The organism is Nocardiopsis potens DSM 45234, assembly GCF_000341105.1.
Classification (GTDB): domain Bacteria; phylum Actinomycetota; class Actinomycetes; order Streptosporangiales; family Streptosporangiaceae; genus Nocardiopsis_A; species Nocardiopsis_A potens.
In genome coordinates, this window is record NZ_ANBB01000045.1 from 107,773 (window position 1) to 121,963 (window position 14,191).

At 74.8% G+C, this 14,191-nt stretch carries 8 protein-coding genes; 1 reads left to right on the forward strand and 7 read right to left on the reverse strand.

The annotated features are described in order from the left end of the window. Nucleotides 1-507: 507 nt before the first annotated feature. From D459_RS0118470 to D459_RS33765, 4 genes are all read right to left on the reverse strand, one after another. Nucleotides 508-3,717 (reverse strand): AfsR/SARP family transcriptional regulator, encoded by a 3,210-nt coding sequence (locus tag D459_RS0118470; RefSeq protein ID WP_017594490.1) that lies wholly within the window; start codon nucleotides 3,715-3,717, stop codon nucleotides 508-510. A gap of 639 nt (nucleotides 3,718-4,356) precedes the next feature. Then, a complete protein-coding gene (locus D459_RS34505; protein ID WP_081620613.1) occupies nucleotides 4,357-4,557 on the reverse strand; it encodes a hypothetical protein in 201 nt (66 codons plus the stop codon). 278 nt (nucleotides 4,558-4,835) lie between these two features. Then, nucleotides 4,836-5,351, reverse strand: a complete 516-nt coding sequence (locus D459_RS0118480) for a TrmH family RNA methyltransferase (RefSeq protein WP_017594491.1) — start codon at nucleotides 5,349-5,351, stop codon at nucleotides 4,836-4,838. 170 nt (nucleotides 5,352-5,521) lie between these two features. Further along, entirely contained in the window at nucleotides 5,522-6,127 is a 606-nt protein-coding gene (locus tag D459_RS33765) for a hypothetical protein (RefSeq protein ID WP_017594492.1), read from the reverse strand. Nucleotides 6,128-6,332: 205 nt separating this feature from the next. Between D459_RS33765 and D459_RS0118490 the strand changes: the two genes are divergently transcribed. After that, nucleotides 6,333-7,607, forward strand: a complete 1,275-nt coding sequence (locus D459_RS0118490) for a M20 family metallo-hydrolase (protein ID WP_017594493.1) — start codon at nucleotides 6,333-6,335, stop codon at nucleotides 7,605-7,607. Nucleotides 7,608-7,717: 110 nt separating this feature from the next. On the opposite strand, the gene D459_RS0118495 is transcribed toward D459_RS0118490, so the two are convergent. The 3 genes from D459_RS0118495 to D459_RS0118505 all read right to left on the reverse strand — a co-directional run bounded on the left by D459_RS0118495 (nucleotide 7,718) and on the right by D459_RS0118505 (nucleotide 14,150). After that, on the reverse strand, nucleotides 7,718-9,652 hold the full coding sequence (locus D459_RS0118495; RefSeq protein WP_017594494.1) for an ABC transporter permease/substrate-binding protein: 1,935 nt from the start codon (nucleotides 9,650-9,652) through the stop codon (nucleotides 7,718-7,720). Further along, a complete protein-coding gene (locus tag D459_RS0118500; protein WP_017594495.1) occupies nucleotides 9,642-11,183 on the reverse strand; it encodes a sugar ABC transporter ATP-binding protein in 1,542 nt (513 codons plus the stop codon). Before D459_RS0118500 ends, D459_RS0118495 begins: the two co-directional genes overlap by 11 nt. Before the next feature lie 1,722 nt (nucleotides 11,184-12,905). Continuing rightward, a complete protein-coding gene (locus D459_RS0118505) occupies nucleotides 12,906-14,150 on the reverse strand; it encodes an AAA family ATPase (RefSeq protein WP_081620618.1) in 1,245 nt (414 codons plus the stop codon). Nucleotides 14,151-14,191 lie beyond the last annotated feature (41 nt).

Here is a 14,191-nt window from a genome sequence, read left to right on the forward strand (position 1 = left end):
TCTCGCAGCCGCGGACCGATTCGTGTCGGAGTGGCCGAAAGAGATGTCAACTGGAGAGACAGATTGTGCGTCTGTGAATTATGTGGATTTCGGGTAGAAGTGGGACCTCTTTTGGAGATCTTCGTCTTCTTCCTGGTGATCGGGTTAGAGCAGAGGGGTCCCGGTCAGCTGGGAGGCGCTCCAGATGCCGGCCCAGCCGAGAGCGACCAGGGCGCCGAAGATGCGCCATGTTAGGGTTGGCATTTCATTATCCTTTCGACGGCTGTAGGTGCACATTTGATGGGTTTGGTGCACCAACAGTTTGGATAGTGGGCAGGGGTGGGGCCTCGTGCTCTCTCGAAGGTGGGTGCGGGGCCCCATCCCGTTGGGCAGGCTGAGTACGCCATGGAGCATGGCGAGGAACCTGATCCACTACGGGCAAGCATGCCAGAGATGAGTGGGAGATGTCGATCTTGCCATGCTCTGAACGTTTACCCGTGATGCGGGTAATGTGTAGCGGGCATCCGCCTAGGCGGAGGGGCTTGCTAGGGTGTAGATCAAGATTTGCGCATAGACTGCTTCTGGGGCCGAGATTTCAGATAGGATCCGCTCGGCCGCTTCAAAGCGAGACTGGGCGCGTTCCTTCATCCCCTTTTGGGCTAGAGTGCGTCCGAGGGCTGTGAGTGCCAGCCCTCTTTCTCTGCGCAGGTCCGCCTGGACAGCTTCGTTGAGTGCCCGCGTGAAGTGCTCGTATGCACTTTCCAGGTGGCCGCGGATGAGTTCGATTTCGCCCATCCCAATCAGGATCTCGACGCTGGTGCCCGGGGTCCCGTATGTTGCGCAGAGGCGGGAGCTCTCTTTGAAATGGGCTTCAGCCTTATCCAGTTCGTCGCACTTTAGGTGTAGATGGGCGAGGTTTGTCAAGGTTACGACCTCGGTCCAGAAGTCGTGCAGCTCGCGTAGTGTGTCCAGCGCTGCCCCGAAAAAGGAGAAAGCGCGCCCGGTTTCTCCCTTGTAGGATGATATTTCGCCCAGATTGGTGGCTATTGCCCCTTCGCGTCGTTGGTCGCCGATTTCCTGGGCGGCCCATAGTGCTTCCTGGCAGAGCTTGGTTGCTTCGCGGTGATAACCGAGCCCTTGAAAAGCTCCAGCTAGGTGGATCTTTGTATCGATGATGGTCGCAGTACTTGAAATCTGTTCCTGCTCCTGCAACCGCAGTGCGTCACTATGCGCCGAGATGGCGGCATGGAAGTCGCTGTCCCGGAAGTGGCAGGCGCCCCGGCGGTCCAGGCTGAGGGCGATGCCCGGCTTGTGACCCGCCCGCTCGAACTCCTCCTGGGCCTCTTCGTGCAGGCGGGCCGCGGTGCGGTAGTCGCCGCCGACGAAGGAGATGAGGCCGAGCTGGTGCCGGGTCCAGGCCAGGCCCGTCGCCTCGCCGTGGTTCTGCCAGAGGGACAGCGCCTCGCGGGCGCACCTCTCCGCGTTGGCGCGGTCGCCCATGCGCAGGTAGGCGCGGGAGAGCTGGTAGGTCGCGTGCGCCTCCGCCTCGGTGTCGCCTCGGCCGCGCCAGATGCCCAGGGATCTGCTGTGCAGCGGGACGGCGGCCTCCCACGGGCCGTGCGCGTAGACGTGCTCGGCGACGGTGTCGGCGAGGAGTGCCGCCTCCCGGTCGTGGTCGGTCCGGGCGGAGTGGTGGACCACGTCGAGGACGACCGGCAGCCGGCGGTTCAGCAACTCCATCGCCGCCGCCTTGTCCCGGGGCGGGGGCGGGAGGAAGGGGGCGGTCGGCCCGGCCGTGCGGTCGAAGCGGTCCAGGCGGAGCCGGTCGGGGTAGAGCAGCCGGTCGGCCTCGGTGCAGACGGACAGGTAGGCGTCGAGCATCCGGGAGCGGACCGCGTGCTGCTCGGCGAGCGGCAGGCCGGTGCGGGCCCTGCGGTGGGCGTGGTTCATCACCAGGCTGTGCAGCCGGTGGCCGCCGGAGCCGGGGTCGGTGTCGATCAGCGACGCGTCCTCCAGCTCCTCCAGCGCGTCCTCGGTCTCCGCCGGGTCCAGGCCGACCATCGCGGCGGCGACGTCGCGGTCGACCACCGGCGAGGGGTGCAGGCCCAGGCGGAGCAGGGCGGTCTGCGCGGAGCCGCCGAGGCTGCGCAGCGAGACGTCGAAGACGGTGGAGAGGCGGCGGCTGCCCGCGCGGAACTCGCCGACCCGGTCGCCGGCCGCGCGGAGCCGGTCGATGAGGCGGCTCCCGACCAGGTCGGCGCGGGTGTCCAGGCGGGTCGCGATGAGCCGCATCGCCAGCGGCAGCTGGCCGCAGAGCTCCACGATCCGGGCGGCCGTCTCGGCCCCCTCGGACGTCTGCTCCCGGGCGGCCATCCTGGTGAACACGGTGACCGCGTCGCCCGGCGCGGGCACCTGCAGCCGGATGTGCCGGGCACCGTCGATGTCGGGCAGGCTGTTCCTCCCGGTGACGAGCACCGCGCAGCCGGCCCCGGCCGGCAGCAGCGGGAGCACCTGCTCCGCGCCGGCGGCGTCGTCCAGGACGATCAGCATCCGGCGGCGGGCGGTGTAGTCCCGCCACACCGCCACCCGCCGGTTCAGCGAGGCGCCCTCGTCCTCCGGCAGGCCGACCCCGACCAGCTGGAGCAGCTCGCCCAGGGCGCCGAACGGGGTCAGCGGCTCCCGGTGCTCGTGGTGGCCGCGCAGCTCCAGCATCAGCCTGCCGTCGGGGAACTCCCCGGCGAGGCGGTGCGCGGCGTGCACCGCGAGGCTGGTCTTGCCCACCCCCGGCATGCCGCTGAGCACGCAGACCCGGGCGGCGGTGGGCACCGCCGAGGAGGTGAGCACGCCCAGGATCCGCTCGGTCTCCGCGGTGCGGTCGGAGAAGTCGGCGAGGTCGCGCGGGAGGTTGGTGGCCACGGCGGCGGGGCTCCGGAGGGAGGGCCCGGACTCCGCGGGCGGCGGGCCGGACGGCGGCGGAGCGGAGCCTCCCCCGGCGGGGTCCGGGCGGCTGCGCAGGATCTCCCGGTGCGCGCGGACCAGCCGCGGGTGCGGGTCGGAGCCGGTGGTCTCGGCCAGCCGCTCGCGCACCAGGTGGAAGTGGTCGAGGGCGTCGGCGGTCCGCCCCGCCTGATGCAGCGCGCGCATCAGCAGCTCGGCGAGGGACTCGTTGAGCGGGTAGGCGGACGAGGCCTCGCCCAGCCGCTCGACGGCCTGCTCGGCGAGGCCGGCGCGGAGCGAGTTCTGCGCCCAGGAGACCAGGGCCGTCTGGTGCGCGCCGCGCATGGACGGCCGGATGGACTCGATCCAGCGCCCGGTCAGCCCGGGGAGCGGCTCGCCCCGCCACAGGGCGAGGGCCTCCTCCAGGAGCCGGAGCCCCGCGTCCCGGTCGCCGCGCCCCAGCGTCGCGGACCCCCGGGTGCGCAGCTCCTGGAACCGCGCCCAGTCCACGTCCTCCGAGGCCAGGGCGAGGACGTAGCCGCCGGAGGCCTGCCGGATCCGGGAGCGGGGGACCCCCGCTCCGGCGAGCCGGCGGCGCAGCCGGGTGACGTAGGTGTGCAGGGTCGGGCGCCAGCTCCCGCCCACCGCGCCGTCCCACAGCCGGTCCGCGAGCACCTCGGGGGCGACCGGCCGGCCCGTGCTCAGGGCCAGGGAGACGAGGAGGAGCATCTCCTTGCCGGAGACCTCCACGGCCGTCCCGTCCACCGTCACGTCGAGCGAACCCAGCACGGAGATCTGCACGCCGCCGCCTCCCAACCGGCTCGGGAAGGAAGGACTATTTTGACATTCCGCCAACTGCTCTAATGGCGTCCGGAAATGGAATCGCGGTGTTGCCGCCTGGTCTGAGCTGTGCTTTCTAAGAGAAAAACGGCTAAACCGCGCTCTGGGAGATCGACCGGAACAGGACGTGCGGGCCGAATGCATGTGATCGGTGCAGATGCACTTGAGGATGCATGGCCGCCATGGCGGGGGCGTTTGCAGGTGCACGGGCGATCGGGGCCGTTCCGACCTGCGCGGACGGGGAGCGGAGGGCGGGGGTGTGCGGCGGGCTCGCGTATGCGGCGGGCGTGCGGCTCCGCTGTTTCGGGGGCGGGTGTCCGGAAAAGGGGGCGCCGTTATTGAAATGAAACGGTTCGCCCGCTGTTCGCCCGGGGCCGGCCGGTTCCGGGGCTCCGCGATATCTCCAGAGATCCCGCCGGGCGGCCCGGTTCCCGACGCCGCCGCCGGGCGGCGCCCGCCGGAGCGCGGTGCGCCGTCCCGGGAATGGAAAAGGCCGCCGCCCGGCCCCGAGGAGGGGTCGGACGGCGGCTCCGGGATGAGCCGGTGCCAGGGCTCGGCCTGGCACCGGCAGGTCAGTCCGCGGAATCAGGCGCCGGAAGATCAGTCGTCGATCTCGACGGAGCAGTAGGTGAGCACGTCCAGGTTGACGGCGATCAGGCCGAGCGCGGTCTGGTCCTTCACACAAGCGGTGAAGTCTTCGTGGCTGTGTCCGTGTCCGCCGGCGAAGGCGGTGCCCCCGCCCAGGCCGATGAGACCGGCCGCGACTACTGCGGGCAGGGCGAACTTGGCTGCGGTACGCATGGTTCTCCCCTTACGGGTATGGGTCCTGTGAGCGGGTCGGCCTCCCCACAGCTGTAGTAACCGATACGAACAGCTCGGAAACGTTCAGTAGTTAAACGCTCGCTGATCTCTGTTTAGATCCAGCACCAAGAGTCACATCCGCACCGCCTTCCGGGGCCTGCCGCGGGTGCCGGTGGGCATGCCGGAACGCCTGCGGCGCAGGGGATCCCGCGATCCGGGCCGGGCGATATGGGGCGGATGGACCGGCTCGGGCGAGTGCCGGGCCGGGGCGCCCCGGATCAGAGCAGCCCGGCGAGGCGGTACAGGACCAGCGAGCCGGCCACCGCGACGTTGAGGCTGTGCCCGGTGCCGACCATGGGGATCTCCACGGCCGCATCGGCCAGCTCCAGCGCCTCCGGCGGAATGCCGCTCTGCTCGTGGCCGAGCAGGGCGACCGTGGGGGTGCGCGCGGGCGGCAGGTCGGCCAGCCGGACCGACTCGTCGGTCAGCTCGACGGCGACGATGCGCGCGCCCCGCTCGCGCATCCGCTCCAGCCAGCGGACCTGGTCGCCGCTCCAGTGCACGCAGGACGGGCGGCGCAGGGTGTTCCCCCGGTCCAGCGCGTCGGGCACCCAGCGGAACCGGGGCACCGCCAGGCACGCGCCCACCGCGTCGCAGGTGCGCAGCAGCGTTCCCAGGTTGGCCCCGTGCATCGGCCACAGCGGCGCCGCGTACAGATGGTCCCAGCAGGTGTGCGCCTTCCGCCGGCGCTCCCGGCGGAGCTCCTTGCGCGGCCGCAGCCGCGGGGCGCTCACGCCGAAGGGGAGGCGCCCTCCCCGGTGCGGAAACCGTTCATCGAGATCATCATCGCGGGGCGCTTCGTCGGCACGCCCGGGCCATCGACGGTGGAAACGGTGCACTGCGACGGTAGCCGCCCGGCGGGCCGGGCGCCAGCCGCCGAGGTGGGGGCGGGTGCGGGCGGCCGTCAGCGGGTGGCCGGGACGTACTCCGGGCCGCCGCTCCCGGGGACCAGGAACGCGGCCGGCCGGTCCGCGGGCGGGGCGCCGCCGCGCAGCTCCTCACTGGGGGCGCCCTCCAGCTCGAAGCCGATCATCGCGAGCCCCGGACCGGCCTCGCCGAGCGCCCCGCGCGCGACCCCGGCCAGCCAGGCGTCCAGCGGCGCGCGCCACTCCAGCGACTCGGCCCCGCTCCGCGAATCGAACGGGAACCCGCCGACCCGCGGGTCGGCCCGGTGCAGCGCGCTCAGCGGGAAGTACAGGTCGAGCAGGGGAGGGCCGTCCTCCCCGCCGGCCAGTGCGCACCCGCACGGGACCCGCCGCCCTCCGGGCAGCAGGACGGTCCCGACCAGCCGCCGGGCCTTCCGCAGCTCCCGCACCGTGCACGGCGCCTCCCGCAGGGCGCGATCCGCCCCGTAGGGCTCGGCGAAGCACCCATCGACCGGGGCGGACGCCCAGAGAGCGGTCAGCAGCCGCTGCAGCCGCCCCTCGCCGACGGGGCCCTCGGGCTCCACGTAGAGCTGGTAGAAACCGCCGGTCCAGGCGGTTTCGGCGATGATCGGGGGGACGCTCACCGGCCCAGTCTCGCCGACGCGCGGCGCGGACCGCCAGGGGCCCCGGTGTGCGTGTGCACATGCGGGTCCGCGAACGGTGTGCGAATGCCGATTGCGGTCCCGGCGCCGCTGCGGAGAGGCTGGTAGGGGCCGCCGCGCCCGCGCCGGCCGGTCCCGGAACGGCGCCCCGGCCTCCCGTCAGCCGACCCTTCCGAGGAGGACACCCATGGACACCCCGCAGCGCGCCGAGGCGGACGCCGCGTTCCTCGCCGACTTCGCCGCGATGAGCTCGTTCGGGGCCACGCCCGACGGCGGCGTCGACCGGCAGGCCGCGACCGGGCCCGACATCGCGCAGCGGCGCTGGTTCGCCGGCCTGCTGGAGTCGCGCGGCCTGCGGGTGGCCTACGACCGGATCGGCAACCAGTTCGGGCTGGTGGAACGGGTTCCCGGCGCCCCCTACGTGGTGGTCGGCTCGCACATGGACTCCCAGCCCACCGCGGGCCGCTACGACGGCGCCTACGGGGTGCTGGCCGGCGCGCACGCGGTGTTCCGCATCGCCGAGGAGTGGCGGCGCGAGGACGCCGAGCCCCGGTTCAACCTCGCCGTGGTGAACTGGTTCAACGAGGAGGGCTCCCGGTTCGTCCCGTCGATGATGGGCAGCTCGGTCTACACCGGGAAGATGCCGCTGGAGACCGCGCTGGCCGTCCGCGACCGGGACGGGGTCTCCGTCGCCGAGGCGCTCGCCCCGACCGGCTTCCTCGGCGAGGACGACGGCCCAGAGGCCGCGTTCTGCGCCGAGATCCACATCGAGCAGGGCCGGCTGCTGGAGCAGGCCGGTACGCGGATCGGCCTGGTCACGGCGAGCTGGGCGGCCCGCAAGTACGAGATCACCGTGCACGGCGACCAGGCGCACTCCGGCGCGACCGTGATGGCGGACCGGCGCGACGCCCTCTACGGCGCGGCCCTGCTGGTCGCCTACGCCCGCGAGCTGGCCGACCGGTTCCCCGGCGCGCTGCACACCGCCGTCGGGCAGCTGGACGTCTACCCGAACTCGCCGGTCGTCGTCGCCTCCCGGGCCCGGCTCCTGCTCGACCTGCGCTCCGCCGACGAGGAGGTGCTCGCCGCGGCCGACGGGCTGCTCAACGAGCGTTTCGCGGAGATCGAGCGGACCGCGGACGTCTCCATCGAGCGGACCCTCTCGCACGCCTGGGGCATCGACCCCTACCAGCCGGAGGGCGTGGAGCTGGCCCGCCGGACCGCGGCCCGCCTCGGCCTGCCCGCGGACGAGATCATGACCGTCGCCGGGCACGACTCGACCAACATGAAGGGCATCGTGCCGACCGTGATGCTCTTCGTCCCCTCGGTCGAGGGCGTCTCGCACAACGTCGGCGAGTACACCACCGACGAGGACCTGCTCGCCGGCCTGGCGGTGCTCACCGGCGTGGTCCGCGACCTGGCCGACGGGGCGCTGGCCGCCGGGGGCCCGGCCTCGGACGGCTGACCCCCGCCGCCACCCTGCGACGGCCTCGGCGCTGGAGGGGGCCGGAGCGCTCTGCCCCCTCAGCGTCGAGGCCATCGGGGATCCCCGGCGCGGGAGGCGCTCGGAGGCGCTCAGGAGAACTCGCCGACGTCCTCCGCGGTGACCACCGCCACCGGCACCGGCTCGGTGCCGGCCTCCTCGCCGCGGGCGGCCCGCACCGCGGCGCGCACCGCGGCCCGGCCGATCTCCTCCGGGCGCTGGGCCACCGAGGCGTACAGCGTCCCGTCCCGGACCGCCTCCAGCGCCTCCGGCGAGCCGTCGAAGCCGACCACCGGCACCTCGGCGCCGCCCCGGTCCTCCAGGGCCTTGGCGGCGCCCAGCGCCATCTCGTCGTTCTCCGCGAACACCCCGTCCAGGTCGCCGTGGGCCTGCAGGATGTCGGTCATCACGTCCAGGCCCTCGCCCCGCTCGAAGCCGGCGGGCTGCTCGGCGACCACCTCGATGCCCGGGTAGGCGGCGATGCCCTCGCGGAACCCCTCGCCGCGCTCCCGGCTCGCCGAGGTGCCCGGGGTGCCGTTGAGCACCGCGATCCGCCCCTCGCCGCCGAGCCGCTCGGCCAGCGCCCGCGCCGCGAGCCGGCCGCCCTCCACGTTGTCCGAGGCGACGAACGCCGCGGTCTCCGCGCCGTCCACCGCCCGGTCCGCGGCGACCACCGGCACCCCCGCCTCGTTCGCGCCGCGCACCGCCGGCCCCAGCGCCGCCGAGTCCACCGGGTTGACCACCACCGCCCCCACCCCCGTGCCGATGAAGTCCTGCACCTGGTCGGCCTGGCGGGACGCGTCGTCCTGGGCGTCGGCCACCACCAGCTCGACCCCGGCCGCGTCCGCCTCGGCCTGCGCGCCGTCCCGCATCTGCACGAAGAACGGGTTCTCCAGGCTGGACAGCGACATGCCCACCCGCACCGCGGGGGCGGTCGGCCCGGGGGACAGCAGCGACACCGAGCCGGCCGCGACCGCGACGCAGACCGCGGCGACGCCCAGCCGCACCGCCGCCGAGCGCCGCCCGCCCGGCCCGCCGGACCCGCCGGGCACCGCACCGGACCGCCGCCGCACCGTGTCGAAGAGCACCGCCAGCGCGATGACCGCGCCGATCACCACCTGCTGCCAGAACGGGGAGACCGACAGCAGGTTGAGGCCGTTCCGGAGCACCGCCAGGATCAGCGCGCCGACCAGGGTGCCCGCCGCGGTGCCCACCCCGCCGGACAGGCTGGCGCCGCCGATCACCACGGCGGCGATCGCGTCCAGCTCGTAGCCCTGCATCGCCTGCGGCTGGGCCGAGGCCAGCCGGGACGCGAAGAGCACCCCGGCGACCGCGGCGAACAGCCCGGACAGCGCGTAGAGGGCGAGCTTGCGGCGCTCCACCCGGATGCCGGCCAGCCGGGCGGCCTCCTCGTTCCCGCCGATCGCGTACATCGCCCGGCCCAGGCGGGTGCGGTTCAGCACCACGGCGGCGGCCAGCCCCATCACCGCCATCACCAGGACGGGGGCGGGCAGCACCCCGCCGATCGTGTCGCCCAGCGCCGAGACGGGGTCGGGCAGCGCGGCCGGGCCGCCGTCCGAGACGACCAGCGCCAGCCCGCGGGCGACCGAGAGCATGGCGAGCGTGGCGACGAACGGCGGCAGCCGGCCGTAGCCGATGAGCGCGCCGCTGACCAGGCCGCAGCCGGTGCCGGTGGCCGCGGCGGCCGGCACCGCCAGCCAGACCGGGAGCCCGGCGGTGGTCGCGGTCCAGGCCAGCACCACCGCGGAGAGCGCGGCCACCGAGCCCACCGACAGGTCGATGCCGGCCGAGACGATGACGAAGGTGACGCCGAACGCCAGGACCGCGGTGACCGCCGCCTGGACGCCGACGTTGAGCAGGTTCTGCGGGGTCAGGAAGTCCCCGGAGAGCAGCGAAAGCCCGGCCGCCAGCACCACCAGGGCGCTCAGCGCGCCGTTGTCCAGCAGCAGCCGGCCGGCGGAGCGCCAGGCGCGCCCCGCGCCCCCTCCGGGCTGGTCAGCGGCCATGGGCGTCCTCCCCTTCGTCGTCGGCTCCGCCGCCCGGCGGGGCGCCCGGGTCCGCCGCCACGGCGAGGGCCAGCACCGCGTCCCGGGTGGCCTCGGCGGCGGCGAGCTCGCCGGCGACCCGGCCCCGCGCCATGACGAGGACCCGGTCGCTCACCGCGAGCACCTCGGGCAGGTCGCTGGAGACCAGCAGCACCGCGCGGCCGGACGCGGCCAGCTCGGCGATGATCCGGTGGATCTCGGCCTTGGCGCCGACGTCCACGCCGCGCGTCGGCTCGTCCAGGATGAGCACCCGGGTGTCGGCCAGCAGCCACCGGCCGATCACGACCTTCTGCTGGTTGCCGCCGGAGAGCGTGCGGACCGGCTGGTCCGGCCCGGCCATCCGGACGTCCAGCCGCGCGGCGGTGCGCGCGGCGGCGGCGCGCAGCCGGGCGCGGTCGACGAACCCGCCCCGGGACGCCGAACCGAGCGCGGCCAGGACCAGGTTGTCCGCCACCGACGCGTCGGGGAGCAGCCCCTGGGCGGCGCGGTCCTCGGGCACCAGGCCGAGCCCGGCGCGCACCGCCGCGGCCACGTCGTTCCCGGGCAGCGGCCGGCCGCAGGCCTCCACGGTCCCCGCGTCGTAGCGGTCGGCGCCGAACACGGCCCGGACCACCTCGGTGCGGCCCGCGCCGACCAGGCCGGCCAGGCCGACCACCTCGCCGGCGCGCACCTCGAAGCCGACGCCGCGGAAGGCGCCGCGGCGGGTCAGGCCGCGCACCGCGAGCAGCGGCTCCCCGGTCTCCGGGCGGGCGCGCGGTCGCGGCCGGCCGACGCCGCGCCCCACCATCAGCCGGACCAGCTCGTCCTCGGGGGCGGTGGCGGGCACCTCGGCGACGGAGCGGCCGTCCCGCAGCACGGTGACCCGGTCGCCGATGACCGGGATCTCCTCCAGGTGGTGGGTGATGAAGACGATCCCGGCGCCCTCCCCGCGCAGCCGCCGCACCACGCCGAACAGCCGTTCGGCCTCCTCCCCGGTGAGCGCGGCGGTCGGCTCGTCCAGGACCAGCACGCGGGCGTCGGCGGCCAGCGCCCGGGCGATCTCCACCAGCTGGAGCCGGGCCACGCCCAGCCCGCGCACCCGGTCCCGGGGGGAGACCGGCGCGCCGACCCGGTGCAGCAGCTCCTCGGCGCGGGCCTCCATCCGCTTCCGGTCGATGAGGCCGAACCGGGTCGGCTGCCGCCCCAGGAGGACGTTCTCCGCCACGGTGAGGTCGGGGACCAGGGCGAACTCCTGGTGCACGGCGGCGATGCCGAGCCGCTCGGCGTCCCGCGCCCCGCGGATCCGCACCTCGCGCCCGCCGACCAGCACCCGCCCGCCGTCCGGGCGGACCACCCCGCAGACCACCTTGACCAGGGTGCTCTTCCCGGCGCCGTTCTCCCCCAGCAGGACGTGCACCTCTCCGGCGCGCACCTCGAAGTCGACCGAGTCCAGCGCCACCGTGCCGGGGAAGGCCTTGCGCAGCGCCTCGACCCGGAGCGGCCCGCCGCTCACCCAGGCCCCCTCGCCCTGCCCCCGCGGCCGGGGAACCGCACCCGAACGACTCCGCCCCACCCGGCCTCCTCTCCGCCCACCGCGCTCCTCGGCCGCCCAGACCACCCGGACCTACCCGGACCCGCTCGGATCCGCCTGGACCCGCTCGGACTCCGGACCGCACCCCGGCCACCGGGGAATTGTCAGCGCTATCCGGCCCGAAGTGATGTGGCGCTGCGGTGATGGGAATGTCACCGACGGTCGCCACCTGCCACGGAACACACCGGGGCCGCTTCCGGCCTCCCCGGTCAGGGGGCCTCCAGGCCGAAGCCCTCAAGGACCCGGCTCTCGGCCGGGCGCGGCGCCTCGCAGAGCGAAGGTCAAGACGGACGGCGACGGCGGAGGAAGGGACGGGGCCGGGCGTCCCGGCCGGGTGCGGCGTCTCGCGGGGCCGGGCTTCAAGCGGGCGGCGAGGGCGGGAGGGGGACCGGCTGGTCGGTCGGGTGCGGCGCCTCACGGGGCGGGGGTTCAGGCGGGCGGCGAAGGCGGGAGGGGCACCGGCCGGTCGGCCCGGCGCGGCGCCCCACGGAGCGACGGCTCAAACCGGCGGCGACGGCAGCGATAGGGGCGGGGTGCGGGTGGTCGCCCGAGTGCGGCGCCTCACGGGGCGGGGGTTCAAGTGGGCGGCGAGGGCGGGAGGGGGGCGGGCGCCGCGTTCACCGGCCCGGCCCGGCGCGTGCTCCCGGCGGGAGGCGGTGCTCCGGCGAGGGGGCGGGCCGCCCACCCGCGCTCGCCAGGGTGGTTTTATCTCTTGTGTCGGGTTTGCGGCGGGGATCGGGCAGAGGTGGGGGCGCCCTGCGCAGCCCGGCGGCGCCCCGATTGCATCTACCGGCGAGTAGTAAGCCCCGAAGCTCCCATTGCCCCCTCGTCGATTACCCAGAGTGGCCAAAGCGGGGCCTCTCGGGAGAACAAAAGCGACATCCCGCCCCCACGCTGCCCCTGCCCGGGTTCCGGCCCCCTGCTCTGCGGTCTTCCGGGCGGCTCGAGCCCCTGATCACCGGCCCGATCAGGGCCATTCGGGCCCCTCGGGGGCCGACCCGGCCCGGGATGCGCGCTCAGGAATCACCGGGGTGCTCTCGCGGTGCGCAGGGCGTCCCACCCCGCCGTCACCGTGGGTATTCACCCAGGTCAGAGAGGGGGGCGGTTTCAGAGGCGGCCGACCCCGGTGCCCGGGCGACGCGGGAATGGCGCCCCGCCACCCCGGCCCGCCCCGACCACTCTCGCCCTGCTCTGCCGCGCCCGACCGACCGGCCGGTGCCCCGCCCGCCTTCGCTGCCTGCTTGAACCCTCACCCCGTGGGGCCCAACACTCGGGCGACGCCTGCACCCTGCCCCTACCGATGCCGTCGCCGCTGGTCTGGACCTTCGCTCTGCGGGGCGCCGCGCCGGACCGACCAGCCGGTGCCCTCTCCTGCCTTCGCTGCCCGTTTGAACCCTTGCCCCGTGGGGCCCAACACTCGGGCGACGCCTGCACCCTGCCCCTACCGATGCCGTCGCCGCTGGTCTGGACCTTCGCTCCGTGGGGCGCCGCGCCGGACCGACCGGCCGGTCGCCCCCTTCTGCCTTCGCTGCCTGCTTGAACCGTCACCTTGTGGGGCGCCGCACTCGGCTGGGGTGCCGGGCCTGTTCCTTTCTTCGCCGTCGTCTCCGCTTCGGCGGCCGTTCGTGTCCGGCCGGCCGAGGGCTACGGCCGGCCGGTGCGGGTGGCGATCTCTTCTGCGATCTGCTCCGGGGTGCGGCCGTCGGTGGTCGTGCGGAGGTCGCCGAGGGCGGCGCGGTCCAAGGCCTCGGCCTGGGCGGAGGCTTCGGCGGCGGTGTGGAGCAGCTCGTCGTCGGGGCGGCTGCGGAGCGGGTCGCCCGGTTGGGGCCAGCCGCCGCCGCGGCCGCGGAGCAGGATGCGCTCCGCCAGTGCGCCGGGGCCGGCGTGCAGCCGGCAGACCGTGATCTCCACCCCGGGCAGTGCGGAGGTGTACGCCTCGATCGCGGCCCGGTCCTCGGCCGGGCCGGTCACGGTGACCAGTTCGGCGCCGGCCGCGCGGAGGTTCCGGTACACCCGGGCCAGGTTGCCGGCCTTCAGCCGGTGGCCGCCCGGGTCGTCCGCCGGCGCCGGGTGCACCATGCCGATCTGGTCGAGGTCGACGTAGCCGGAGACCCGCCCGGCCTGCCAGGCGCGCAGGTGCAGCGCGAAGCCGACGGTCGACTTCCCGGTGCCGGTCGCCCCGCACAGCCAGAGCACCGGAGGGCCGCCCGGCGAGGCGTGCGGGGAAGGGGCGGCGGAGGGAAGGCCCGGGCGAGGGGGAGCGGGGGCGGGGCGGTCGGTGTGTTCCGGGGTCGGCCGGGTCGCTGAGGCGGGGCGGTCGGAGTTCTCCAGGGCCGGCTGGGCCACCGAGGCAGGCCGGTCGGTGTGTTCCAGGACCAGCCGGGCGACCTCGGATGGTGGCAGGTCGTCGGTGTCGACGTGCGCATCGGCGATGCCGGCGGCGTCCAGGGCGTCGGCCTCGTGCAGGACGCGCGGCAGGAGCGCGGCGGCGCCGCCGCGGCCGAGGAAGCGCCGCTCCAGCGTGTCTCGGCCGGCGCGGAGCAGGCAGACCGTCAGCGCCACCGGGCCGAGCCGCTCGACCGGCGCGCCGCGGGCCGGGTCCAGCACGCCGGAGACCACCGCGCACCGCGCGCCCGCGGCCCGGAACCCCGCCAGCACCGCGCCCAGGTTGTCCGCCTGCAGCAGGTGCCGCCCCGGGTCGGCGGCGGGGTCGGGGACCAGGCCGCCGAGCTGGTCGATGTCGACGAAGGCGACCGCGGCCCCCTCCCGGGCCAGCCGGGAGCGGACCTCCCACGCCGCCGTCGTCTTGCCGACCCCCGGCGGCCCGCACAGCCACAGCACGGGAAGCGGATCGGCCGGTCCGGGGGCGGAGGCGGGGGAACGGGGCATGGGCGGCATGCTGCCATCCCGTCCCGCCCCCGGTCGACCGG

What these genes read in the sequence shown, in the direction of transcription:
- D459_RS0118505 (WP_081620618.1), bottom strand. Translation starts at nt 14,150, where the DNA reads ATGCCCCGTTCCCCCGCCTCCGCCCCCGGACCGGCCGATCCGCTTCCC.
- D459_RS0118490 (WP_017594493.1), top strand. Translation starts at nt 6,333, where the DNA reads ATGGACACCCCGCAGCGCGCCGAGGCGGACGCCGCGTTCCTCGCCGAC.
- D459_RS34505 (WP_081620613.1), bottom strand. Translation starts at nt 4,557, where the DNA reads ATGCGTACCGCAGCCAAGTTCGCCCTGCCCGCAGTAGTCGCGGCCGGT.
- D459_RS0118495 (WP_017594494.1), bottom strand. Translation starts at nt 9,652, where the DNA reads ATGGCCGCTGACCAGCCCGGAGGGGGCGCGGGGCGCGCCTGGCGCTCC.